Origin of the sequence: Mycolicibacter heraklionensis (assembly GCF_019645815.1) — a bacterium.
GTDB classification, from domain to species: Bacteria; Actinomycetota; Actinomycetes; order Mycobacteriales; family Mycobacteriaceae; genus Mycobacterium; species Mycobacterium heraklionense.
This window is the reverse complement of the sequence record NZ_CP080997.1, coordinates 2,313,058-2,336,885: the sequence shown is the minus strand read 5'-3', so window position 1 is coordinate 2,336,885 and position 23,828 is coordinate 2,313,058. Positions and strand designations below refer to the sequence as shown.

Here is a 23,828-nt window from a genome sequence, read left to right as displayed (position 1 = left end):
CTCGGACTCAATGTCGCTCTCACCTCCTCTCGGCCTGGGCACGCGCGGGTGCCTGCACGTATGCACGACGAGGTGAAGTAACCCGGCAACAACCGGGATCCGCACCCCTCTCGTCAGAGCTTCGGCACTGCACGGCGTGTCCTGGCCTGCGCAAATGTGCAGACCCGGAAGCCACTTGGGCTCAACCCTTAATCCGGGAGGAGCTGTCCTGACCCGGGGCGTCTTTCGACGTTCGGGGTCAGTGGCCTATATCCGTGCAGACGCCTCACCTAACGAGGTGCTTGCTTAACCATAGTGCACCAGTGGGGTGGCAGGGTCAATCCGAATCGCCGGGCCGCCGACGGTCTATCGCAGATCCTGACGCACTGGAGGTGAAAACGCTTGTGCTCGGCCGAAATAGGCAGTCCACGTAAAGCAAAACGCGGCAGCGCACCCGTGGATCGGGTGTGCTGCCGCGCTGCGAATTGCGAGGCGCTCAGGCCCAGCTGGAGCCCACCGAGGCGTCGGTGTTGGCCATGTTGTTGCCGGCCGACTGCACCTTCTGACCGTGAGAGTTGGCCTGCTCGTAGATCACCGCGAAGTTGCGGCCCAACTGCGCCACAAACTCCTGGCACGCCACCGAACCCGCACCACCCCAGAAGTCACCGGCAGCCAGCACATCGTGCACGATCGCCTGGTGCTCAGCCTCCAACGACGCCGCCTGGGCACGAATCAACGCACCGTGGGCATCCACATCACCGAACTGGTAGTTAATCGACATCTGCGGTTCTCCTTCTAGCTCGACAGGATCTGCTGAGAAGCAGCTTCCTGCTGCTCGTAGTGGTTCGCGTCGCGAATCAACCCATCCCGCACCCCGTGCAGCATGTTCACGATGTTGCGAAACGCGGTCTGCATCTGACCCATGGTGTCCATCGACGTCCGCTCCGCCAGACCACCCCAGCCAGCACCGGAGATGTTGGTCGACGACGCCCACATCCGACGCGCCTCGTCCTCCACCGTCTGCGCATGCACATCAAAACGGCCCGCCATCGAACGCATCGCGTCCGGATCAGTCATAAAACGTGTTGCCATGATTTCTCTCTCCTCGATCTGCGAAAGTTGTTGGAACTTAACGGTATGTGGAACTATCCGGCCGACGCGGCGTTAGCCGCCTCGGTCGCTGCGTAGGTGTTGGCGCTGGTGTTCAAGGTGGCCACGAACGCTTGGTGGATGGCCTCCGCCTGGGCGCTGATGGCCTGGTACATGCTGGCGTGCGCGGCGAACTGCGCAGCAGTCAGTGCCGAAACCTCATCAGCAGCGGCCGGAACCACACCGGTGGTCGGCGTTGCCGCCGCGGCGTTCTGAGCACTGAGCGCCGAACCGATGGCGGCCAGATTGCCCGCAGCCGCCGTCAGCGCCTCCGGTTGGGTGTTCACAAAAGTCATGGGGCCCTCCTCCAAGAATGCCGGCCGGATGGCCGACGCTCACCGGCTGCGCCGAACAGGGGCCCCGTGACGACGTCGTACCGGAGCGTGCTCAGCGCAACATGGTTCAAGTAACAGAAACGGTGCCGGAGCCGGATCGGGACCAAACAGTCGCCAACTCCGAGCGGGCATTATCGCCGGGACACAACTCTCGTCCTCACCTCCTGACACCGACAGAGACCAACTGGGCCGGGCGAAAGCACCGGCCCCCTTACCTGCGCAATGGTGGCATCGGTACCAGTAAGCGTCAACCCGGACAAGCGGTCGTTACGCTGTGAATCGGCTGTCGGGCGGCTGTTAGTTCAGGACGGTTTCTTCTCGGCAACCGCCGCACTGAGCCCTTCGGCGAGATCCTCGCGGGTCAGTTCCTTGAACTTGTGCAGCCATTCGTCGCTGAAATCGGTGACATCGCCGGCAAGCACCGCGTCCAGTTCAGAATCGTCGAGACGGAAACTGCGGTGGTCGCGGGCCTTCTCCACGACGTTGCGGACGAATCCGGCATTACCCAGCACGTCGATACCGCGGATCAGGTCGCCGTCTTCGGAGTAGTTCTCGTCGGCGTAGAACCGGGTGTAGTGCGGCAGCAGTCCTTCGACCGCCTCGTCACTGACCACGTCCTCGTTCTCCGCCCCCATCATCTTGGTCAGTTCCAGCAGTTCCGGCGGGGTGTAGCTGTAGAACTCGATCACCGTGGAGAACCTGCGCCGCAGGCCCTGGTTCACCTCGAGCATCTTGTCCATGGCGTTGGCGTAGCCGGCGCCGAACACCACCAGCTCGTCACGGTGGTTCTCCATGTACAGCAGCAACGTGTTGATGATCGCGTTGCCGTAGGCGTCGCCCTGGCTGTAGCCGCGCTCATGCAGGGTATGCATCTCGTCGAAGAACACCGCACCACCGAGTGCGCCTTCGAGCAGCTCCTCGGTGTTCTTCTCGGCATCGGCCATGTAGCGGCCCAGCAGCTTGGAGCGGTTGGTCTCCACCACCAGCGGCTTGCGCAGCACCGTCAGGCCGCACAGCTGCTTGGTGAATGCGCGCGCCACCGAGGTCTTGCCGGTGCCGGGCGGACCGAGCAGCAGGGTGTGCCGCGACGTCACCGGAACCGGTAGGCCCATCTTGGCGCGCGCCAGGTTCACCTTGGTGGTCGCCTTGATCAGCTTGATCTCCCGCTTGGCCTGCTCCATGCCGAGCATGGCGGCCAGCTCCGCGTCGCCTTCGGCCAGATAGCGGGCGGCCTCCTCGGCATGCCGGTGGGCTTCGGCCTGTTCCCGCGTGGGGGCACTGTCGGGGTCCCACGGGTCCGTGCGGGCCTCGATGGTCTCCGGGTCGGTCAGCACCAGCCGAAAGTCGGGATTGTCCAGTGCTTCGCGGGCCGGTGTGAACTTCGAGTCCCGCGAATAAACCCGGCGCAGCAACTCGGCGGCCTCGTCCTCGCGGCCCAGATGCCGCAGGCACATGCCTTGGGTGTAGAGCGCGACGTTGGCGGCACCGGGAACCCGGTCGCCCTCGATCGCCTCTTGAGCCCGCCGCGTCGCCTCCTCGAACACCCCCAGCGAGGCCAGCGCGGTGGTGGCCATCGCCGCCGCTGCCGCCTTGAGCTCGGGCTGACGCCAGGGGGCCGCTGCGGGGAACTGCTTGAGCACGTCCGGCCAGCGCCCGGTCCGGAAGTACAGCAGACCCCGGACATAGCTGACCAGTTCGGTTTCGAAGGGGTTCCGCGGCTCGATGCCGTCGAGCAGCTTCGCCGCCTCTTCGTAGCGTTTGGCTTCGGCCAGCGCGGCGGCGTAGGCGGCGGCCAGCGATTCCACGCTGGTGATCCGCAGCCGCAGGAACATCCCGTCGGAAACCTCCGGATGGAATTCCAGGTCGGACAGGCCGAGTCGGCGGGTCTCCCAGCCGAATGTGCGCACCGTCGACCAGGCGTTTGCCAGCACCTCGATATCGGAGTCACCGGCCAGCACCCGGGCCAGCCAGGCGTCGCACATGCTCGGGTCGATCGTGGTGGCAGTGGTGAACATCTGCAGCGCGACCTGCGGATTATGGCTGGGCTGCAGCCCGTTGACCGAGATCCCGGAGGCCAGCATGCCCGCGACCATCGCGTTGCGCGCGTCGGTCGTCGCCGGTCCGGTCACGAGCGCGTCCCGGTGGCCGCCGCAGGTGTGTACTCCTCGATCACATCGACCGACACCGGCAGCTGCTCACCGTCCTGCAAGTCCCGTCCCGGCACCGACATCCGCCGGTGGGCGGTGGGCGCCGGCAGACTGGCGCAGGCGGCTTCCAGCTGACGCCGGCCCACGAAGCGGTTCAGCGCAGAGCGCATGTTTCGGTCGGGCTTGTCGGCAGTGTGGTACCGCGCCAGCACCGAGACCTCGGTGGTTCGGCCGCCACCGCGCGAAAGACGGACCGTGACCACGGTTGCTTCGGCCTCCGGGTACCACAGGTGTTCGAGGTTCTCCGGGGTGATGTCGTTCGGCGACACCCAGAAGCTGGTGACGTGGCCGGCCGGTCGATCGCGGAACAGCCGGTGCCGCAGCTGCGTGGCCTCCAGCCCCGCGAGCACCGCCTCGTCGACGGCGTCGAACTCGTCGGCGCGCAGCACCTGGGCGCTGAGCTGGCGGCCGTCGATCTCCTCGGCCAGCCGCTCGGTGGCGGCGGCCAAGGTGGCGGCCAGTGAATCGCGCGTGGCCACCGCGTTGACGTTGTGCTGCGGGTCCATCCGCAGCACCACCCAGGTGTGGCGACGGTCGGGCATCGACGGGTTCTCTTCCACGTCGGGGTCGTCGGCGGCGCGGGGATCCTTGCGGGTTCCGACCGACACGACATCGATGCTGTCCAGCCGCACGTCGAACTGCCGCAACCCAGCGGCCAGACGCTCTACCGGCAGGGTCGCCTCCGAATCGCGGCCGTGTCGGCCGGTCGCCGCGGCGGCCCGCCCGCCCACGGCGATCACCGTCACCAGCCGGCCTTCATGTTCGCGGACACCGACCGACTCACGCCCGAAGCGGCGGTGGTGATCGACCGCGGCGGTGCGGCCGCGGTGCAGGGCCTCTTCGGGGTCGGTGAACTGATCGGCCACCCAGGCCGCCCACATCGTGCTGATCGGCACTCGCCGGTAGGTGAGCAGCGCGATGAGCGCGACCAGCACCGCGGCGGCGACACCCGACCACCACACGTAGTCGGCGACTTTCGGGTCACCCGGCCAGCGACCGGCGAGGACCAGGATCCCCACATCGATCAGAAAGACCGCGGTGACCCGCATCCAAGACAGGTTCAGACCTAGTGCGTGCTGTGCCTTCATCGGTTCCTTGACGATCGTCGCAGTGCTGCCACTCCCAGTGCCACGCCGGCCGCCGCGAGCGCCGCCAACAGCCCGGCTCCGGCGACCCAGGCCGGCGTCATGTCGCGTTCGGGCGGCATCGGCGGCACCTGCAGCGGCGCCGACAGCCGCTCCGGCGGCTGGGCCGGAACGTCGGGAACGTCCCAGGTCAGTGCCGCGACCGGATCGACGATGCCGTAACCGACCACATTGTCGACCCCGCGCGCCGGCGGCCGGGCCGTACGGATCAGCCGGTTGATCACCTGGTGCGCCGACAGTTCCGGGTACTTAGCCCGCACCAGGGCCACCACACCGGAGACGATCGCCGTCGAGAAGCTGGTGCCGGACGGGACCAGCAGTGAGTTCTCCGGGCCGTCGACGGCGTTCATCAGTCCGTCATCGCGCGGCGAGAGCCCCTCGATGTCGGTGCCGGGCGCGGCGATCGACACCCACGGGCCGGCCACGCTCGACTTGGCCATCGGTGCACCCGCCGAGTCGACCGCGCCGACGGTCAGCACGTACTCGTCGTACCAGGCCGGCGTCACCACGGTGTTGACGCCGTTCCAGTCGCGGGGGTCATCGGGGCGCATCGCGTTGTAGACGGGGTTCTGCTTGCAGTCCCGCCAACTGGCGTCACCGGCGGCGGCGACGATCACCGCGTTCTTCTCCACCGCGGCGTAACGCACGGCGGCGCCCAGATCCGCCTGGTCGATGAGCGTGCGCACGTTCATGCAGACGGCCTGGGAGATGTTGATGACCTGCGCACCCATGTTGGCGGCATGCACAATCGCCCGCGCCATGGTGCGGATTCCGTCGGTCTTCTCCCGCAGCTGCGGGTCACGTCCGTCCGCGAACGGCTCCTTGGGCCCGAACGCCGCGCTGTACTGCCGGATCGCGATCAGCTGCACGTCGGGCGCGATGCCGCTGAAGGCGTCCGGCCCCCCGCCGGGCGGCGGGGCGCTCGGGGCGCGGAAGTCGACCGGTGCGGTCCGGGCCTGCCCGGAGAACCCGGCCGGCCGCGCCGTAGCGGCGTCATGGGCGCTGTGCGCCGACGAGGCTGCCGCACCGGGTCCCGGCGCCGGACCGGGTGCCGGTCCAGGCGCCGGAGCCGGAGCCGGAGCAGGCGCGGGGGCGGGTGCGGGACCCTGACCCGGGGCCGGTTCCTCACCCTCGACGGGCGGCGGCGGTGGCGGCGGAGGCGGCGGCATCACCAGGATCGTCGTCGCCGGCGACGGGGTCGGTGGTGGCGGCTCGTTGGTGGGAACCGACGGCGGCCGACGGGTCTGACGGGGCGGCGGCAACGGAGCCACCCCGTTGTCCGGCATCGCGGCGATCAGCGACGCCACCAGGGTCCCGTGTGCATCGCAGTCCGACAGCCCGTCGCCGCCGGCCATCACGTAGTCACCGCCGGGGATCAGGTTCGGCAGCCGCGGGTGCGGGGTCACGCCGGTGTCGATGACGGCGACCGTGACGCCTCCCCCGCGACCGAACTTCCAGGCCTCCTGCAGGTTGAGCATGTCCATGTAGGCCGGCTGCACGCGGAAGTCGGTGTTCGGCAGCACACCTACCTCAGTGCAGTACGAGGTCTGCCGCATGGTCTGCGGCGGTCCGGGCGGGCCGTCGGGCGGCAGCGCCGCCGGGTCGATCCCGGGCGGCTCGATCGCGCCGGCAGCCGGCATCCCGGCCAGCGAGCCGCAGGTCATCATGATCATCGCGGCGCCGGCGGCCGCGGTGCGCTGCAGCCGACGCACGCCCCTACCGGTACCGGATCGCTTCATAGGTATTCATCAACCACAGTGCCAGCGGGAACAACGGCATCAGGCACAGGTATTCGATCCACTCGACGAACTTGCGGAACAACGGGCTGTAGATGGTGTTGGGCACGATCACCGCAGACAGCAGCCCGAACATCGGGACCAGCACCAGCACGGCCACGCCGACCACCAGTGCGGTCGGCGTCCACAGCACAACCGCGAAGCGAACCACCACAGCCGCGACGATCACCAGCCCGGTCAGCGTCACCGTGACCGCCTGCAAGCGGTCCCGGAAGGAACGGCCCCGCAGCACCAGGAACCCGGCGGTCAGGGCGGCCAGCAGCACCGGCAGCCACGACCGGTCCGAGTGGGGGTCGCACAGCCCGGTCATGCACACCGCAATCAGCACGCCCAGCCCAGAGAGCAAGCCGGTCATGAACGACCGCGCCCGCTCCGCGCGCAGCACCACTTCACGCACCGACTCCGGCCCCTCCAGCGATGGCGGGGCGCCGGGAGTGCTCACCACCGTGGTGGGCAGGTCGGGGCGAGCCTCGAAGACCCAGCGGCTGGTGGCCGACGGAAAGACCGGCAGCCGCAGGCCGGCCAACCACCGCGACAGCGACGGAGTCCACTGGTAAGCCAGCACACAGACCAAGTACACACAGGTCATGAGGGTCACCGCGCCGGTCAGGAACAGCATCCGCAGCACGCCGGCGAACATCACCGCCACGCTGATGGCGGCGACGGCCGAGTAGGCGGCCAGCTGCCGTCCGGTGAGCCGGATGACAGCCAGTGCAGCGATACCGGCAACGCCGAAGCCCAGCGCGGCATGCGCGGCGCCCACCTCACCGGGCACCGCCGCCGCGGCCGCCACCACCAGCGGAACCAGACCGGTGGCCAGCAGAATGTCACCGACTTGCCGGTCGGACGCGTTGCGCGCCTGCATCAGGATCAGTGCGGCGGCGATCAACACCAGGAAGGCAAGCCCCGCGCCGAAGCCGGCCGTCAGCCAACTGTCGTGCTGGACGCGCCACGCCGCGAGCAGTCCGGTGGCCAGCAGCACACCCAGCGACAGGGTCGACACCCCGACCCGCACCGCTGTCGCCGCGTCGACCGGGGCGAATCGCTTCGCCAGGTTGACCGACACCGCGGTGGAGATGTGCTCGATGACCGGCGAGCGCCGCTCCCGGTCTTCGATGAAGCGCAGCCACAGCCGGTCGCCGTCGTAGACGTCCTGTTCGGTCAGCGACTGGTTCGGTCGCAGCGCCGTGCCGTCGACCAGGCACAACACCCAGCGGCCACGGCCTTCGGCTTTCAGGGTCGGCTCTTCGAGCTCCTGAAGTCGACCGTTGATCACCTTCAGCAGCGGGTCCAGCATCACCGATACCGGGGCGTCAGCGTCGAGCAGCGTCCCGATCTGGACACCGTCGCCCGCCATGACCCCGACCACCACGGCCCGGGGTCCCGACGACGCAAGCTCGCCGCCCGCCTGTCCCGACTCGATCGCCGCGGTCATGATTGCATCACCCGACCAACGAATACTGACCCAATCGAACCCATAGGTGCCGCCTCGCAATTTGTCATTTTTAAAGTCAGTCCAATTCTAAAGGCACTTCATGCTATTCGCACGACCCGCGTTTACTCGCAGTTTTCCGGTGCGACACTTAAGCATTCGGCGCCCAGACCTACCCGAGCAAACCGCTAGACCCTCCGATGCGTTTTCCAGGCGCCGTAGGGCAGGGTGTCCAGGACGGTCTTGACGCCCACCTGAACCAGCTGCGGGGTGGCCGGGCAGATCGCCAACCAGGCTTCGCCCGAGCCTGCGGTGCGCGCCTGCTGATACAACGCAATCCGGCCGCCTGACCCGTCTTTGAGCGACAGCACCGAGGCGCTGGGCCCCTTTGCGTCGTCGCGGTACTGCCGCGCGTACACCGCGGCTTCGGCCGCCGGCTCCGACAGCGCCTGTCCCAGCGCCGCGACAGTGGCGGCACTGATTCCCATCCGGCGCAGGTCTCCCCCGGTGAAAATGTTGAAACCGGAGTCCTGCCAACTCTGGGTGGCCTCCAGCATCTCCTCCATCGGCACGTTGACCGCGGTGATCTGGGCCGGGTCGGCGTGGTGGATGGATTCCATACCGTCGATCACCAGCGCGGCGATCGAGGCGGCATCGGTCACCGCGACATCGTCGACGGTGATGTCGGTGCCGACGCGTACCGCCGACACCCAGTGTTCACCGCGTCGCGCCAACAGCACCCGGAACTCGTTGTCGGGGATGTCGCGGGTGCCGGGCTCCTGGTCTTCGGCGTCGATGACCCCGTAACGCAGCTTGCCCAGCGACAGCAGCGCAATCACCTCGAGGTCGGGCGCGGCAAGAACCCGCATTCGTGCGGCGACGGTCTCGTTGACCTCGTCGTCGACGACGATGCCCTGTTCGCGCATCACCGCCATGCCGGGGTGCTGGGACAGCCAGTCGCTTGAATCGGTGGAAACATAAGGACGACACCGCAACTCGGGAGCAACATGGCGGATGTCCAGCAGTGCCTGCAGCATCCAGAAACCCTCGACGTTGACGGTGATGTCGGTGCGAGTGCTCGGGTCCATCACTACCCTCCTCTACCGGGTTTGTCGGAGTACTTGGCTATTGGATCACGCGAGAGGGCGCGACCGCTCGGCACCACCCGCCAATTGCAGTACGCGGCAGCACACCCGTGGATCGGGTGTGCTGCCGCGCTGCGAATTGCGAGGCGCTCAGGCCCAGCTGGAGCCCACCGAGGCGTCGGTGTTGGCCATGTTGTTGCCGGCCGACTGCACCTTCTGACCGTGAGAGTTGGCCTGCTCGTAGATCACCGCGAAGTTGCGGCCCAACTGCGCCACAAACTCCTGGCAGGCCACCGAACCCGCACCACCCCAGAAGTCACCGGCAGCCAGCACATCGTGCACGATCGCCTGGTGCTCAGCCTCCAACGACGCCGCCTGGGCACGAATCAACGCACCGTGGGCATCCACATCACCGAACTGGTAGTTAATCGACATCTGCGGTTCTCCTTCTAGCTCGACAGGATCTGCTGAGAAGCAGCTTCCTGCTGCTCGTAGTGGTTAGCGTCGCGAATCAACCCATCCCGCACCCCGTGCAGCATGTTCACGATGTTGCGAAACGCGGTCTGCATCTGACCCATGGTGTCCATCGACGTCCGCTCCGCCAGACCACCCCAACCCGCACCGGAGATGTTGGTCGACGACGCCCACATCCGACGCGCCTCGTCCTCCACCGTCTGCGCATGCACATCAAAACGGCCCGCCATCGAACGCATCGCGTCCGGATCAGTCATAAAACGTGTTGCCATGCTTCTCTCTCCTTGCCTGAAGTTCGTTGTTTCTGGTTGATATTCGTAGTTGACGGGTTATTGCCGCCGGTTACGTCGGTAACCGACGACCGGCTTTGAACGAATGAATGGATTCCCCTTCCATCAGCCCGTAGCCGGTAATCCGGTTGGTTCCTGATCAGCCCGCCGCAGCAGCGTTGGCTGCCTCGGTGGCGGCGTAGGAGGTCGCACTGCTGTTGAGCGTGGCCACGAACATCTCGTGGATCGCCGCGGCCTGCGCGCTGACCTGCTGGTACATCGTCGCGTGCGCAGCGAACTGCGCCGCGGTCAGTGCCGAGACTTCGTCGGCGGCGGCCGGGACCACGCCAGTGGTCGGGGCCGCAGCGGCGGCGTTCTGCGCGTTCAACGCCGAACCGATACCGCTCAGGTTCGCAGCGGCAGCCGAGAGCGCTTCGGGCTGCGCATTCACAAACGACATTCGATTCCCTCCTCTGGATCGCGGTCAGCAATCTCTCCGCTGTCGATCGTAGAGGCTCAAAGTGCCCCGGAGTACCCTCAACGCCGAGTGTTCATCTGGCGATAACAAGTGTTCACCTGGGGTAACAATCCGATCGCGGCGACCAGGCAGTTCGGTCCGTGAAATGGCTCCAAACTGGCGAAACACAGGGCTGTTATTTACCGCGTGGTTGGTGGCCGCCCTCGGCTCCGATGCCTGCGGCCATGACGCCCTGATTAAAATCTTGCCGCACGTAATTCACCGCCCCGCGCCGGGCTGTGACCGCGCCAGCAACCACCGCGACGCTGTTGCTCACGTCACAGTGGTTGCCGGCCCGTCCGGTCAGCCCGCCGGGGTGGCCGCGCGCTCTTGGGCCGGCGCCCGCCGCAGTTCGGTGGCGGCGACCTGAACGAACACGCCGGTGTCCTCGGCCATCAACAGGCCACGACCACGGGGCAGCGGGCCACCCTTCATCTTGCCGCGGATGAAGCCCTCGTCGGGGTCGGCGTCCATGACCAACAGCGGTGCGTTGGCCTGGTGCAGGGCCCGCAGCAGCGGGTCGGCGCCAGCGGACGACCAGCCGCCGAAGGTGCGGGTGGCGATCACATGGAGCCCAACGTCGGCCGAACGGGTGACCCAGGGCGCCGCTTTCTGGAACGGCGAGTCGAAGCCGGGCGGGAACTGCTGGATGTCGTCGATGATCAAGAAGATCTCCGGCCCACTCCACCAGGTCCGCGACAGCAGCTCTTCGGCCGACAGCCCCGGCGGAGGTTCACGGTTGGCCAGGGTGGCGGCCAACTCGTTTATGAGCGCCACCGTGCCATCTAGGTTGTAGGCGAACTTCTCCACGTAGTCCGACCCCAGCGTGGTCAGCAGCTGCCGGCGCGGGTCGATCAGCCACACCTGCGCCGACGGCCGGCCGTCCGGGCTGGGTGTCGGCGCGGTGCTGGACCCCGGCGCGTAGAGCCGCTCGATCTCGCTCATGATGGTGGCCAGCGTGGTGGTGCGGCCACATTCGCGACGCCCGGTCACCATCAGGTGACCGTTCTCGGCGAAGTTCAGATAGACCGGCTGCAGGTCGAGTTCGGAGATCGCCCAGGCGATGCCGCCCGCTCCCACTCCTTCGCGGCGGTCGTTGGCCGCGACCGCGCGCACCTCTTCCAACCCGAACCGCGCCGGCAGACGCCGTACCGGGCGCACCCGGCCCACCGCCACCTGGCTGACCGCGGCCGCGACGCTGTCGGACTCGAACACCTTGGCGCCGGTGTCGGCCATTGCGGGCCGAGCGATCAGGGTGTGCAGACCGGACTGGGGGTCGCTGTCGAGGCGTACATAGTTGACCGCGACCATGCCCCGCCCCGGCTTCACCGGGACGTCCTTGGCGAACCGGGAGCGCACCAGCTTGGCGTCCTCGACCGCGGCCAGACGCAGCTCGACCCGGGAACCGAAACCGCTTCGCACCGGCGGGCGCAGCTCCGATTCGCGGTCGGCCGTCACGATCACGTGCACACCGAACGAGGGTCCCTGGTTGATGATCTGGTTGACCTGCTCGACGAGCACCTCGTTGTCCTCCGAGAGCGCCCGGTAGTTGTCGACCACCAGATAGACGTCGCCGAAACCATCGTTGGGCACGGTTCCCGGGGCACCCTCGAACTTCCGCCGGCGGAAGACGTCCATCGACGCAACGTCGTTCTCCAGGAAGCTGCGCTTGCGGGTCCGCACCAGCGCCAGCAGTTCGGCCACCGTGCGGCGCACCCCGTCGGGGTCGGTCGGACCACAGACGCTGCCCACATGCGGCAGGCCGGCGACCGTGGTCAGCGACGTGCCGCTGTAGGCCAGGCAGTAGAACTGGACCTGTTCGGGAGTGTGCGTCAACGCCGCCGAGCAGATCAAGGTCTGCAGTGCGGTCGTCTTGCCCGAACCACCGGCACCCAGGATCAGCACGTTGGCGCCGGGGCCGGAGGTGTCCACCGTCCACGGCGGCTGGTCGTGCTTGAACGGCCGGTCGATGACCCCGATCGGGAACACCAGGTCGCGCCGGGTGCCGTAGTCCTGTTGCCACGGGTGACCCAGGTAGCGGTTCACCAAGTCCTCGACGGTCACCGGGACGTCGAGCGGCGGCTGCCACAGCCGGTAGGGCTCGAAGTCGATCTGGCGCAGCTGATCGATGATCACCGTGCCGACCTTGGGAGTCCGGATGAAGTCCTCTTCCTCGGCGGCCTCGGCGACCGCTGCCGGCTTGGAGTCGATCGCCGCAATGTCTTCGGGCGCTTCGATCTCGGGCGTGCTGACACTGACTTCGAGCGGAGTGAACTCGGTGGTGAACAGCTGCGGCCGGATGTAGTCAACGGCATGCGTCAACGGCATCTGCTCGTCGTCGAGCATTCCGCCCCGGTGGTAGTCGCGCCACAGGAACTCGGCCTGGAAACGGATGACCTCTTCACCGCTCTTGCGGAAGTAGCCGAGGCCGGCCTTGGACGGCAGATTCACCGCGTTGGGCACCCCGGCGGCCTGCGCGGCGCCGGCGGTCTGCGCCTTGAGCACCAGCCGGTAGCCCATGTTCTCCATGAGCTTCTCGGCGCGGCTCTCGATGGTCTGCGAGGCCATCATCAGGTGCACCCAGTAGGCGCGGCCCTGTCGGCCGATCGAGTCCAGCACCTCCACCGCGGTGGGCATGATGCGGAACCACTCGTAGAACTCGTCGATCACCACGACCAGCATCGGCAGCGGCGGCAGGCTGTCGTCTCCACGCGCCCGCATCCGCGACCGAATCTCGTTGTACTCCTTGGCGCCGTCGACACCGGCGTTGTCGCACATGGTCTTTCGCCGGGCGATCTCACCCCACATGGCCTCCAGGAAACGCTCCATGAGGGCCTGGTCGTCTTCCAGGTCGGTGATGATCCGCGACACGTGCGGGACACCGGCGAACGGCTTGACCGCCGATCCGCCCTTGAGGTCGGCCAGCACGAACTGCAGCTCGTCCGGCGGGTGAGCCAGCAGCAGCGACTCGATCACGGTGCGCACCAGAGTCGACTTACCGGAACCGGTGGTGCCGGACATGACGCCGTGCGGCCCGTCGCCGCCCTCGTCGAGAGACTTCATGTCCAGGAACAGCAGTTCGCCGTTGTCCGAGCGGTTTCCGAACGGAATCCGCAGCCGGCCCCGGCTGCCCGCATCGCGCCGGCTGGCCCACAGCTCGTTGAAGTCGATACGCCCGGCATCTTCGATGCCGTAGTAGGCCATGATGTCGCGCGCACCGATGTGGTGCGTCACCTTCTGGCCGATCTCCTCATAGGCCGCCGCGAGCCGCCAGTGCGCCAACCGCTGCGCGAACTGTTCGGCGTCGGTCGAGCTGACCTGGTCGGCGAGGGCGAAGAACCACTCGTTGTCGTCGATCACCATCCAGGTGTCGCGGTCACGCGGCAGGGCGTTGATGATGCCCTTGTCGTCGAGCCGCAGCACCCGCTGCGAAACGCCCCGCCACTCCGGAGCGCCGGTCAGATCGAAGAAGGTCACTCCGTCGATGCCCTCGGTGGTGTTGACGTACTCCCACTGCGGGTCCAGGCCGTCCACGATGATCAGGTGGTGCGGGGTCGGGGTCTCCGCCGAAGAGCTGGCGTGACGCGGCATGAACGATCCGCGCCCGGAGAACAGTTCGGCGTGTTCGGTGGCGAAGTCCTGCACCGAGCCGTAGACCATGCGGGCGTTGCCCGCGGCGTCCTGGCGGCGCGGATCGCCGAAGTGCGGCATCCACTTCACCCAGTCCCACTGCGCCACATCTGAGGTCACCACGACCATCCGCAGATGGTCAGGCCCGTGCGAGAAGGCCAGCTGGCAGATGATCGCGCGCATCAGCCCCAGCACCTGCTCGCGGTCACCGACCAGCGAGTACCAGGGCTCGACCAGCAGGGAGATCATCTTCGGCAGGTTGTAGACCACGCTCTGGTAGCGCCCAAACTCCTGCAGCGCCTTACCGGTCACCGGTTCGAGCTCGATGTCGGTCGGCATGTTCTGGGGTTCACCCCAGGTGACCTCGGGCCGGGTCATCCCCACCCCGACTCGGGCCAGGCCGAAGTTGAGGTCCTTACCGTTGGGCTGGCGCTCCCACATGCGCGACGACCCCACCGCGGCAGCCAGGGTGGACGGCGCCGGGTGGTACCACCGGTAGTTGGCGTCCATGCTGTCCGCGGACTCCGCCGCCGACTCGCGCAGCCGGTCCAGCATGAGCATGAACTGGGCGCGCATCGCGTCGAGCTTGGGCCGGCTCAGTTGCTGGGCGCCGCCGCCGAAGCGGCCGCCGAACATCATCATCGCGACGCCACCGATCATGAAGATCGGGAAGATCGAGCCGGCGCCCAGGAACATCCGGGAGCCGCTGGCCACCGTCATCGCGACCATGCCGACGAGCAGGCCGACCACGAGCACACCGACCACCACCAGCCACCACGGCTTGCCTTCTGGCGGCGGCACGCTCAGCGGCGTCGGCAATACGATGTTCTCCGGCTTGACCACCGGCGCGCGTTCCGGCGTCGGCCGGGCGTATCCACGTTTCATCTGGGCACCGCCAATTCTGCTGGGCTCATATCGGTTGGCAGGGTGTCGTGACGCACCAGCGCATCCTGACGGGACAGGGTCGGGCCGTGTGCCAGCAGGCGCAACGCCACCGACGGCGCCAGTGCCGGTTCACCGACCAGGCCCAGCGCCTTGCGCTCGTCATCGCCGGGAATCCCGAATCGCACGCCCGACGCCGAGATCCACCACAACGACTCCCGCGTGGAGGCGTCCGGGTCGTTGCCGGTCACCGCGACGAAATTGCCGTAGCCCGAACCGAAGTAGACCCGGTCAGCCTCCGGCACAGTGGTGTCGTTGGTCTTCACCAGGGACACCACCCGGTTCATCTGCTTCTGCGACACCGGAATCGTGGGACCCGACACCACCTGTACCCGGGCCCGGCTGTCACCGGCGGAGCGCTCCCACCACCAGCATGTGGAGGGGTTCTCCTTCATGTCGACGACCTGAAGCGGCCCGTCGGGGTAAGCCGACAGGTCCAGTCCGGTGACCACCGGCATCTTCGCCAGATCCTGCGGCGTCACCACTGCCGGCGCGCCGCCGCCGGTGGCTCCGGCGTTCTGCAGAATCCGGGCCACCACCGACGACACCGTTTGCACACCGTTCATCAGCACCACCGAATACTGTTGCGGCCCAGCCAACTGCGGTGTGGTGAACACCATTCCGACCGGGCCGGGGGCATTCGGGAAGGCCGGCGGATGACCCGCGTCGGGCACAAAGGGCACCGCCAACTCCGGCCCCACCGGTAACGCGTCGAACAGCGCCTGGCTCATCGGCCGGGCGTGGTCGACCTGCTCGGGAGTCAGCCCCAGCGGCAGCAACACAGCCCGGTCGGCGGCGTCGATGCGCGAGCGGCGGCCCTGGCGAACCACCCAGGAGTCATTGCCGTAGCGCAGCACCACCGCGTCGGGCCCATCCAGCACCCGGCGGCGGGAGTTGAGTTCCGGGGCACCGTCGATCACCGTCACCGTCACCGGCGACGGCGCACCGACGCCCTGAACATTGGCGACGGTGTCGCAGATCAGCCACGAGGACGTCGTGGGCGTTGTCGGCAAGATGTCCGACGGCGCGCCAGGAATTCCGACGAGCGGGCCGTGCGGCTGCTCGGCTATTTGAGTGGAGCGCACCTTGTGCGGGTTGTCGGCCCGGCCGGCGATCAGGCGCGCCGAGGCCAAATTCAGCGCCGGATATATGGTGTCGCCCACCCGCACATAGAGGGCACCGGAATCACGGTCGGCAATGATCGGCGATTCGTTCATCTGGCCCGAGGGACTCAAAAACGACCACAGCAGCGCACCAAGGCAGACGACCGCCGCGGCGGACACCGAGGCCACCACGGCCAGCGACTGGCGCCGGCCGGGCTCCACTTCCATCCGAACCTGCCAGCGGGTCAACGCCATCGCCGTGCGTCGTGCCAGGAATTGGTACCCCGTCATCTGGGTACGCGTGGACAGCCCAAGTCCGTAACCGGGTCCCCGCTGTTCCTCAGCCACGGCGCGCCCCTACCCCAGCCCGCAGCGTTGACAGCACTGCCGGATTACGGCGCGGTGCCGGTCCCCTATAGGTCGTCATCTACCCCTGCCTGGTCACAAGTTTCTCCACTGCGCATGCTAGCTGTGTCGCGCTACAACTGCCCGCGGTGCAGATTGCAATCTGATGGCGATGGCGAAACGCGCTTCGCCCGTTCTTCGCTGAATTATGACCGCGCTAGATGAACGATCTGTAAAGCGCGAGATCCGCATGAGTTCACTCGTGTCTTGCTCAGCAGAAAACAGCGGCTTGCCCACCGAAATGATCGCCTCGACGGCACGATCGCGCCGGTCCACCGGCCGGCAGTGCAGCCGGCGGCCCGGCGGCCGCCGGACATCACCGAAATCCGCACTTGCGATAGCTGAGTTTCCTGTCAGAAGCCTGCGCATCTGATGTCAGAATATCGTGTCACGAGGGTTTTTGCGTTACCTTCGAAGGGTGACCACGATTGATGGACAGGGTGCTGACGGACGGCTCGACCCGCGGGGTCCGGCCACCTCACCAGCAACGAAAGAGACGACTCGCCCGGTCAACTACTCCGCTGATGTCGTCGACGTCGAGCTGGAACTGGAACAGGGTTACCGGGCAGAAATTCACAAGAACCACAACGAGACCGTCGACGTCGAGACCTACGGTGGTGGTTTCGACCTGACCCGGCGTGCGGTGGCCCCGCACCTACGTATCGGCCGGGACAAGTGGTTCAACCTGCTCTGGCTGATCCCGATCGGCTTCGTCGGGCTGGTGGCGATGATCGCGATCGGTAAGGGCGTTCGCAATATCCCCGCCGTTGAGGACTTCATCACACGGTATCCGGGCAGCGCCGCGTCGTCGGAGTTCGCAGGGGGAATCCCCGCCTGGGCCGGGTGGACGCACTTTTTCAACCTGTTCATGATGATCTTCATCATCCGAGCCGGCATCCAGATTCTCTGCGACCATCCGAGGCTGTACTTCAGCCGTAACTCCACTCCTGGCAAGGACGAATGGCTGCGGGTGGGACCGCCGGTTCCAGACGACCCGTACTGGACGGCCAACGCCGACACCGTCGCCCTGCCCGCGCAGTTCGGGCTGCCGGGGTTCCGGCACTCGATCGGGCTGGCCCGGTGGTGGCATCTGGGCTTGGGCGTGTTGTGGCTGCTCAACGGCGCAGTGTTCTACGTCCTGCTGTTCACCACCGGTCAGTGGCACCGCATTGTGCCGACCAGCTTCGACGTCTTGCCGAATGCGGCTTCGGTCGCCATCCAGTACGCCTCGCTGGACTGGCCGACCGACCACACCTGGACCAACTACAACTCGCTGCAGATGATCTCCTACTTCGTCACGGTGTTCGTCGCGGCTCCGGCTGCACTGATCACCGCCCTGGGGATGTCGCCGGCACTGTCACAACGGTTGGGGTTGATCAGCAAGCACATGCGACTGAACCTGCAGATCGCCCGGTCACTGCACTTCGTGGTACTGGTCTACTTCCTGTTGTTCATCCTCGTGCACGTCACGATGGTGTTCGCCACCGAAGCGCTGGTGAACCTCAATCACATGTTTGCCGCCCGCGACGACCACAGCTGGGTCGGGTTCGGCGTCTTCTCGGTGGCATTCGTGATCTGCGCAGCCGGGTGGATCGCCGCCACGCCGCTGACCCTGCGCTACCCGCGAGTCGTCCAAAAGATCGGATACGCCCTGATCGGGCCGTTCCAGCGGGCGTTGGAAAAGCTCGACCCGAAGCCCGGGACGTTCACCGAGGCCGACATCTCACCGTTCCACTGGCGCAACGGCCGGCTGCCCGAGACCGTCGAGTACAAGGAGTACGAGGCAAACGACTTCAAGGACTGGCGACTGAAGGTCTACGGCCTGGTCGAGAACCCGATGGAGTTCTCGCTGGAGGATCTCAAGGCCCTCCCGTATCACGACCAGATCACCCAGCACATGTGCGTGCAGGCCTGGTCCGGCGTAGCCAAGTGGGGCGGCGTGCAGATGTCGACGATCATGAACATCGTCAAACCGCTTCCCCAGGCTAAATGGGCGATCTTCTACTCGATGGGCCTGGGCGCCACCGGCGGCATTTTCTACAACGCCCACCCGGTCGACCAGATGTGGCACCACATGTCGATGCTGGCCTACAACATGAACGACCAGCCACTGCCCTACATGCACGGCCGGCCGCTGCGGCTGCGCAACGAGCTGCAGCACGGCTACAAGCTGGTGAAGTGGATCAAGGGCATCGAGTTCGTGGAGAGCTACAAGGAGATCGGCAGCGGCCACGGTGGCTATAGCGAAGATCACAAGTTCTTCGGTCGCCATCAGACGATCTGAGCCGAACCAGAGTTCGCGCGGCCTGACAGGGAACACCGGTCAGGCCGTGCCGCATCTGCGGACGTTACGACGGCCGACAGCCCCGGTCTGATGTTGTTGACGGCTCGTCCGCCGAATCCACCCGCGCGTCGTAGGGTGACATGAGGCAACGGAACAACGGGGAGAATCCATGCGCGGTCGCGGTATCGGGAAGTCAGTCCTGTCGGTGGTGGTGGTCGGACTGGCCGTGGGTGCGGTGGCGACCGCCTGCGGCGGCTGCGACAGCGAGTCCGAGGAAGACACCTACGGCGAAGTCACCGAGGCACCCGCAGCGCCGTTGGCGCCGAGCCCGCCGGCCGACAGCGGCGGCAGCGAGTCCGAACCCGGCCCGACTGCGCTGCCGGATGCCCCGCTCACCAGTGCTGCTCCGGTGGTCGAACCCACTGCCAAACAGGCACCGGCGGCTCCGGCGGTACCTCGGGCCCCGTCTGCGCCCGCCGTCCCGGCAGTTCCCGCGATTCCGGCAATCCCGGCGATTCCCGCCATCCCGGCGATTCCGGCCATCCCCGCAATCCCCTACCCCTAGGGATCGCACGGGCGCGTGGTCAGATTCCGGTCCAGGCGGAGTCCAGCTGCTCGGCCACGTCGATGATCTGCGCCCGCTGGGACTGCGGACTGTCGATCTCGGCCGCCACGTAGTGCGCGATGAATCGGCGGATCTCCCCGTCGACGCCGGCGAAGATTCGCAGCAGCTCGCCACGGATGGACGTCGACGACACCTCGACGGTGATGTCGGAGGACCGCGGTTTAGGCACGTCGATGATCAGCAGCAGTGGTTCGGCGGCGCGCGCGGTGGCGCGCAGGGCGATGTCGCCGGCCACCGTGAACCGTTGCTTGTCCAGGCGCAAGTCGATGAGCAGGTCGATCTCCAACGGAATGTGGATCGCGAACGTCAGCAGGTCGCCCAGGCCACGTGCCACCCGGGGCTGTTGGACCCGCACCTTCGCGGTGACCTTGGCGATGCCGCCCGGCCCCTGCCGCATGGTGGGCATCTCGAACTCGTCACCGGCGATGTCGGCGAACGCAGCTGCCACTCGTTCTTCGGTGACCGCGATCTCGAAGAACTTCCGCCCGAACTCTTCGTAAGTCAGGTAAGTGTGGTTCTGCATAGGTTGATACGTTCTCACGTCCCCGTCGCCGCCGGGCGCTGATCGGCCCGCGCCACGCAGTCGTCTTCGGACTCCACCACGCCGCGATCGGTCAGATGCTCGATCAGCGGCATCACGCCGGCCGCCAAGTGTTCGGCCATCGCGGTGCGGGCCAGCGCCTGATCGCGTGCCGCCAGCGCGGCGAGCACCCGCCGATGATCCTGCATGGACCGCTCCGGCCACCCGGCGATCCCTGGGAAAACGGCCTCGGGCGCGTACCGGGTTATCTGCGACATCATTTGGGCCAGCTTGGGTGAGGCGGCGGCCACATTGATCGCTCGATGGAAATCGTGGTTGAGCCGCACGGTCCGCTCTTCGTCGTCTCCGGCGTAGGCCTGCTCCAGCCGGGACTGAATCTCATTCAGCTCGCTCAACTGCTCCTCGGTGATGCCGGCGGCGGCCCGTGCCGCCAGCTCGCCGCCCACGAACGCCTGGACCTCGGCGACATCGGCCAGATCCCGCTTGGTCACCGGCAACACGACGAACCCGCGGTGCGGCTGCTGGTCGAGCAGGCCTTCAGCACGCAACTCGAACAATGCCTCCCGCACCGGGGTGACGCTGATGCCCAATTCCGTTGCCAGCTGGTCCAATCGGACGTACTCCCCCGCGGCGTAACCGCCGTCGAAGATCCGCTGGCGCACGAAACGCGCGACGGCTTCCGACAACTGCGGCCGGGTGCTGAAGTCGGGGGCAGACATGATTTCAGATGCGGTAGTCGGCCAGCAGGCGCTTGCTGATGATCTGCTTCTGGATCTCGCTGGTTCCCTCGCCGATCAACAGGAACGGCGCGTCGCGCATCAGGCGCTCGATCTCGTATTCCTTCGAGTAGCCGTAGCCGCCGTGGATTCGGAAGCTCTGCTGGGTGATCTCGTTGCAGTACTCGCTGGCCAGGTATTTCGCCATACCTGCCGCGAGGTCGTTGCGTTCGCCGGAATCCTTCAACCGAGCCGCGTTGACGACCATCAGGTGTGCGGCCTCCACCTTGGTCGCCATCTCGGCGAGCCCGAACGCGACGGCCTGGTGCTCGGCGATCGGCTTGCCGAAGGTGCTGCGCTGCTGGGCGTATCGGGCTGCCAGCTCGAAAGCACGGATGCCCACCCCGCAGGCGCGTGCCGCGACGTTGACCCGGCCGACCTCGATGCCGTCCATCATCTGGTAGAAGCCGCGGCCGGTGGTGCCGCCCAGGATGTCGGCGGCGCTGGCCCGATAGTCGTCGAAGATCATCTCGGTGGTGTCGATGCCCTTGTATCCGAGCTTGTCGAGCTTGCCGGGGATGGTCAGCCCCGTGACGACTTCACCGAATCCGGTGGGCTTTTCGACCAGGAACGCCGTCATGTTGCGGTGCGGGGTGTCCGCTCCCTCATCGGTGTGGACCAGCACCGCCACCAGGCTCGAGGTGGCGCCGTTGGTCAGCCACATCTTCTGGCCGTTGATGAGGTAGTCACCGTCTCCGGTGGGGGTGGCCCGGGTGCGGATGGCGGCGACGTCGGAGCCCAGCTCGGGTTCGGACATCGAAAACGCCCCGCGCACATCGCCGGTCGCCATCGCCGGCAGGTAGCGCTGTTTCTGCTCGTCGGTGCCGTGCTGGCGCAGCATGTAGGCGACGATGAAATGGGTGTTGATCACCCCCGAGATGCTCATCCAGCCGCGCGCGAGCTCCTCGACGCACAACGCGTAGGTGAGCAAGGACTCGCCCAGCCCGCCGTAGGCCTCCGGAATCATCAAGCCGAACAGGCCCAACTGCCGCATGCCGTCAACGATCTGTTGCGGGTAGGCGTCGGCACGCTCGAATTCGGCGGCGTGCGGGATGACCTCTTTGTCGACGAAAGCCCTTACCGCCGCGATGATCTCGGTCTGGCTCTCGGTCAGCCCCAACGTCTGGCACAGCTTCGTCATTTACGCCACCCTCTCGAACACGGCGGCCAAGCCCTGGCCGCCCCCGATGCACATGGTTTCCAGTCCGTAGCGCTCCTGGCGACGGTTCAGCTCCCGCGCCAGCGTCGCCAGCATCCGGCCGCCGGTCGCGCCCACCGGATGGCCCAGCGAGATTCCGGAACCGTGCACGTTGGTCCGGTCCCGGTCCGCGGCGCCGAATCGCCACTCCGCCATGACCGCCAGCGCCTGAGCGGCAAAGGCCTCGTTGAGCTCGATCAGGTCGATGTCGGCGAGCGTGAGGCCGGCCTTGGCCAGGGCGATATCGGTGGCCGGCACCGGGCCGATGCCCATGACTTCGGGCTTGACTCCGGCCAGGCCCCAGGAGACCAGCCGCACCAGCGGAGTCAGGCCCAGTTGCTGCGCCTTGTCCCGGGTGGTCACCACGCACATCGAGGCCGCGTCGTTCTGGCCGCTGGAGTTGCCGGCGGTCACGGTGGCGTCGGGATCGCTTTTGCCCAGAACCGGTTTCAGTTTGGCCAGCGACTCCACCGAGGTGTCGGCGCGGGGATGCTCGTCGGTGTCGATCCGCTGCTCGCCGGTGCGGGAGCGCACGGTGACACCGACGATCTCGTCGGCGAGCACACCGCTGCGCTGGGCCGCCACCGCGCGCTGATGCGAGGTGACCGCAAGCTCGTCCTGCTCGGCGCGGGAGATCTGGTAGTGGCGGCGCAGGTTCTCCGCGGTCTCCAACATGCCGCCGGGCACCGGGTGGTATTGCCCACCGGCAGTGGTCCGGCCGCGTGCCAGGCCGTCGTGCACCCGTACTCCGTCGCGGCCTGCGCCCCAGCGCATGTCGGTGGAGTAGAACGCCACATTGCTCATGCTCTCGGCACCGCCGGCGATCACCACCTCGTGCGCGCCACTGCCGACCTGCAGGCAGGCCTGGATCACCGCCTGCAACCCCGATCCGCACCGCCGGTCGACCTGCATGCCCGGCACCGTCACCGGAAGGCCGGAGTCCAGGGCGACCACCCGCCCGATCGCCGGTGCTTCGCTGCTGGGATAGCAGTGCCCCAGCACCACGTCGTCGATGGCATCGGCGGGCAGGCCGGTGCGCTCCAGCAGCCCGGTCAGTGCGGCGACGCCGAGTTCGACGGCGGTCAGCGACTTGAACATGCCGCCGTAGCGGCCGATGGGGGTCCGAACCGGTTCGCAGATCACCGCCTCGCGCAGGGTCATAGGTGGCGACCGCCGGTCACCTCGAGCACGGTGCCCGTCATATAAGAGGACATGTCGGACGCCAGGAACAGCGCGACCGTCGCCACCTCGTCGGGCTCGCCGGCCCGGCCCATCGGTACCTCGGCGACCTTCGAATCCCAGATCCGCTGCGGCATGGCCTCGGTCATCGCCGAGCGGATCAGCCCGGGCTGGATCGCGTTGACGCGGACACCGAGGTAGGCCAGCTCCTTGCTGGCGGCCTTGGTCATGCCCACGATGCCGGCCTTGGCGGCTGAATAGTTGGTCTGCCCGACCATGCCGACCTTGCCCGATATAGAGGACATGTTGACGATCGCGCCGCGCTTGCGTTCGCGCATGATCGCCGCGGCCGCGCGCAGACCGTTCCAGGTGCCTTTCAGGTGGACCGCGATCACCTGGTCGAAATCGTCTTCGGTCATCTTGCGCATGGTGGCGTCGCGGGTGATGCCGGCGTTGTTGACCATGATGTCCAGACCACCGAACCGCTCGACGGCGGCTGCCACCAGTGCGTCGACGTCGGCGGAATTGGTGACGTCGGTGCGTACCGCCACCGCCACGTCGGCGCCGAGGCGCGCAGCCGCGGCCTCGGTCGCCTCAGAGTTCAGATCGCCCAGCACCACCCGGGCGCCCTCGGCGACGAAGCGCTGCGCGATCGCGAAGCCGAGCCCCTGCGCCCCGCCGGTGATGACCGCCGTCTGCCCGTTGAGTAATGCCACGCCGAAACCGTCCTCTACATGTCGTGATGCCCTGCCCACCC

At 67.0% G+C, this 23,828-nt stretch carries 21 protein-coding genes and 1 riboswitch; of the genes, 2 read left to right on the top strand and 19 right to left on the bottom strand.

The window, feature by feature from the left end:
• Nucleotides 1-98: 98 nt before the first annotated feature.
• Nucleotides 99-284: riboswitch (M-box (ykoK) riboswitch) on the bottom strand.
• 191 nt (nt 285-475) lie between these two features.
• The 14 genes from K3U94_RS10925 to K3U94_RS10860 all read right to left on the bottom strand — a co-directional run bounded on the left by K3U94_RS10925 (nt 476) and on the right by K3U94_RS10860 (nt 16,837).
• On the bottom strand, nt 476-760 hold the full coding sequence (locus K3U94_RS10925) for a WXG100 family type VII secretion target (protein ID WP_047317298.1): 285 nt from the start codon (nt 758-760) through the stop codon (nt 476-478).
• Nucleotides 761-774: 14 nt separating this feature from the next.
• Nucleotides 775-1,071 carry a WXG100 family type VII secretion target gene (locus tag K3U94_RS10920; protein ID WP_047317297.1) on the bottom strand — a complete coding sequence of 99 codons (297 nt, stop codon included), beginning with the start codon at nt 1,069-1,071 and terminating at the stop codon, nt 775-777.
• Nucleotides 1,072-1,124: 53 nt separating this feature from the next.
• Entirely contained in the window at nt 1,125-1,424 is a 300-nt protein-coding gene (locus tag K3U94_RS10915; RefSeq protein WP_046286641.1) for a PE family protein, read from the bottom strand.
• Nucleotides 1,425-1,765: 341 nt separating this feature from the next.
• The gene (gene eccA, locus K3U94_RS10910) at nt 1,766-3,556 is read right to left on the bottom strand and encodes a type VII secretion AAA-ATPase EccA (protein WP_109519728.1); all 1,791 of its coding nucleotides are present in this window, start codon (nt 3,554-3,556) and stop codon (nt 1,766-1,768) included.
• Nucleotides 3,557-3,588: 32 nt separating this feature from the next.
• On the bottom strand, nt 3,589-4,758 hold the full coding sequence (gene eccE / locus K3U94_RS10905) for a type VII secretion protein EccE (RefSeq protein WP_220696481.1): 1,170 nt from the start codon (nt 4,756-4,758) through the stop codon (nt 3,589-3,591).
• Complete coding sequence (locus K3U94_RS10900) at nt 4,755-6,554, bottom strand: type VII secretion-associated serine protease mycosin (RefSeq protein WP_220696480.1); 1,800 nt, start codon at nt 6,552-6,554, stop codon at nt 4,755-4,757. The genes eccE and K3U94_RS10900 overlap by 4 nt, the downstream gene beginning before the upstream one ends.
• On the bottom strand, nt 6,532-8,046 hold the full coding sequence (eccD, locus tag K3U94_RS10895) for a type VII secretion integral membrane protein EccD (protein ID WP_047321586.1): 1,515 nt from the start codon (nt 8,044-8,046) through the stop codon (nt 6,532-6,534). Before eccD ends, K3U94_RS10900 begins: the two co-directional genes overlap by 23 nt.
• A 185-nt stretch (nt 8,047-8,231) precedes the next feature.
• The gene (locus K3U94_RS10890; RefSeq protein WP_047321587.1) at nt 8,232-9,131 is read right to left on the bottom strand and encodes an ESX secretion-associated protein EspG; all 900 of its coding nucleotides are present in this window, start codon (nt 9,129-9,131) and stop codon (nt 8,232-8,234) included.
• A 147-nt stretch (nt 9,132-9,278) separates the two neighbouring features.
• Nucleotides 9,279-9,563: a WXG100 family type VII secretion target gene (locus K3U94_RS10885; RefSeq protein WP_047317298.1), complete on the bottom strand. Its 285-nt coding sequence runs from the start codon at nt 9,561-9,563 to the stop codon at nt 9,279-9,281.
• Between the two features lie 14 nt (nt 9,564-9,577).
• Nucleotides 9,578-9,874 (bottom strand): WXG100 family type VII secretion target, encoded by a 297-nt coding sequence (locus K3U94_RS10880; protein WP_047317297.1) that lies wholly within the window; start codon nt 9,872-9,874, stop codon nt 9,578-9,580.
• Nucleotides 9,875-10,031: 157 nt separating this feature from the next.
• The gene (locus tag K3U94_RS10875; RefSeq protein ID WP_046283697.1) at nt 10,032-10,331 is read right to left on the bottom strand and encodes a PE family protein; all 300 of its coding nucleotides are present in this window, start codon (nt 10,329-10,331) and stop codon (nt 10,032-10,034) included.
• Nucleotides 10,332-10,691: 360 nt separating this feature from the next.
• A complete protein-coding gene (eccCa, locus tag K3U94_RS10870; protein ID WP_047320871.1) occupies nt 10,692-14,903 on the bottom strand; it encodes a type VII secretion protein EccCa in 4,212 nt (1,403 codons plus the stop codon).
• Entirely contained in the window at nt 14,900-16,411 is a 1,512-nt protein-coding gene (gene eccB / locus K3U94_RS10865) for a type VII secretion protein EccB (protein WP_047320870.1), read from the bottom strand. The genes eccCa and eccB overlap by 4 nt, the downstream gene beginning before the upstream one ends.
• 117 nt (nt 16,412-16,528) lie before the next feature.
• Nucleotides 16,529-16,837 carry a hypothetical protein gene (locus K3U94_RS10860; RefSeq protein WP_220696479.1) on the bottom strand — a complete coding sequence of 103 codons (309 nt, stop codon included), beginning with the start codon at nt 16,835-16,837 and terminating at the stop codon, nt 16,529-16,531.
• A gap of 172 nt (nt 16,838-17,009) precedes the next feature.
• Between K3U94_RS10860 and K3U94_RS10855 the strand changes: the two genes are divergently transcribed.
• Nucleotides 17,010-18,752: a molybdopterin-dependent oxidoreductase gene (locus K3U94_RS10855; protein ID WP_220696760.1), complete on the top strand. Its 1,743-nt coding sequence runs from the start codon at nt 17,010-17,012 to the stop codon at nt 18,750-18,752.
• 169 nt (nt 18,753-18,921) lie between these two features.
• Nucleotides 18,922-19,317, top strand: a complete 396-nt coding sequence (locus tag K3U94_RS10850) for a hypothetical protein (RefSeq protein WP_220696478.1) — start codon at nt 18,922-18,924, stop codon at nt 19,315-19,317.
• Nucleotides 19,318-19,336: 19 nt separating this feature from the next.
• Here K3U94_RS10850 and K3U94_RS10845 read toward each other — a convergent pair whose 3' ends face one another.
• Genes K3U94_RS10845 through fabG form a run of 5 tightly spaced genes read right to left on the bottom strand, consistent with a single transcriptional unit; the run spans nt 19,337 to nt 23,787 of the window.
• A complete protein-coding gene (locus K3U94_RS10845; RefSeq protein ID WP_220696477.1) occupies nt 19,337-19,900 on the bottom strand; it encodes a hypothetical protein in 564 nt (187 codons plus the stop codon).
• A 14-nt stretch (nt 19,901-19,914) separates the two neighbouring features.
• Nucleotides 19,915-20,637, bottom strand: coding sequence for a GntR family transcriptional regulator (locus tag K3U94_RS10840; RefSeq protein WP_220696476.1), 723 nt, complete (start codon nt 20,635-20,637; stop codon nt 19,915-19,917).
• Nucleotides 20,638-20,641: 4 nt separating this feature from the next.
• Complete coding sequence (locus K3U94_RS10835) at nt 20,642-21,835, bottom strand: acyl-CoA dehydrogenase family protein (RefSeq protein WP_220696475.1); 1,194 nt, start codon at nt 21,833-21,835, stop codon at nt 20,642-20,644.
• Nucleotides 21,836-23,053: an acetyl-CoA C-acetyltransferase gene (locus K3U94_RS10830; RefSeq protein WP_220696474.1), complete on the bottom strand. Its 1,218-nt coding sequence runs from the start codon at nt 23,051-23,053 to the stop codon at nt 21,836-21,838. It lies immediately after the preceding gene.
• Nucleotides 23,050-23,787, bottom strand: coding sequence for a 3-oxoacyl-ACP reductase FabG (gene fabG / locus K3U94_RS10825; RefSeq protein ID WP_220696473.1), 738 nt, complete (start codon nt 23,785-23,787; stop codon nt 23,050-23,052). The genes K3U94_RS10830 and fabG overlap by 4 nt, the downstream gene beginning before the upstream one ends.
• Nucleotides 23,788-23,828 lie beyond the last annotated feature (41 nt).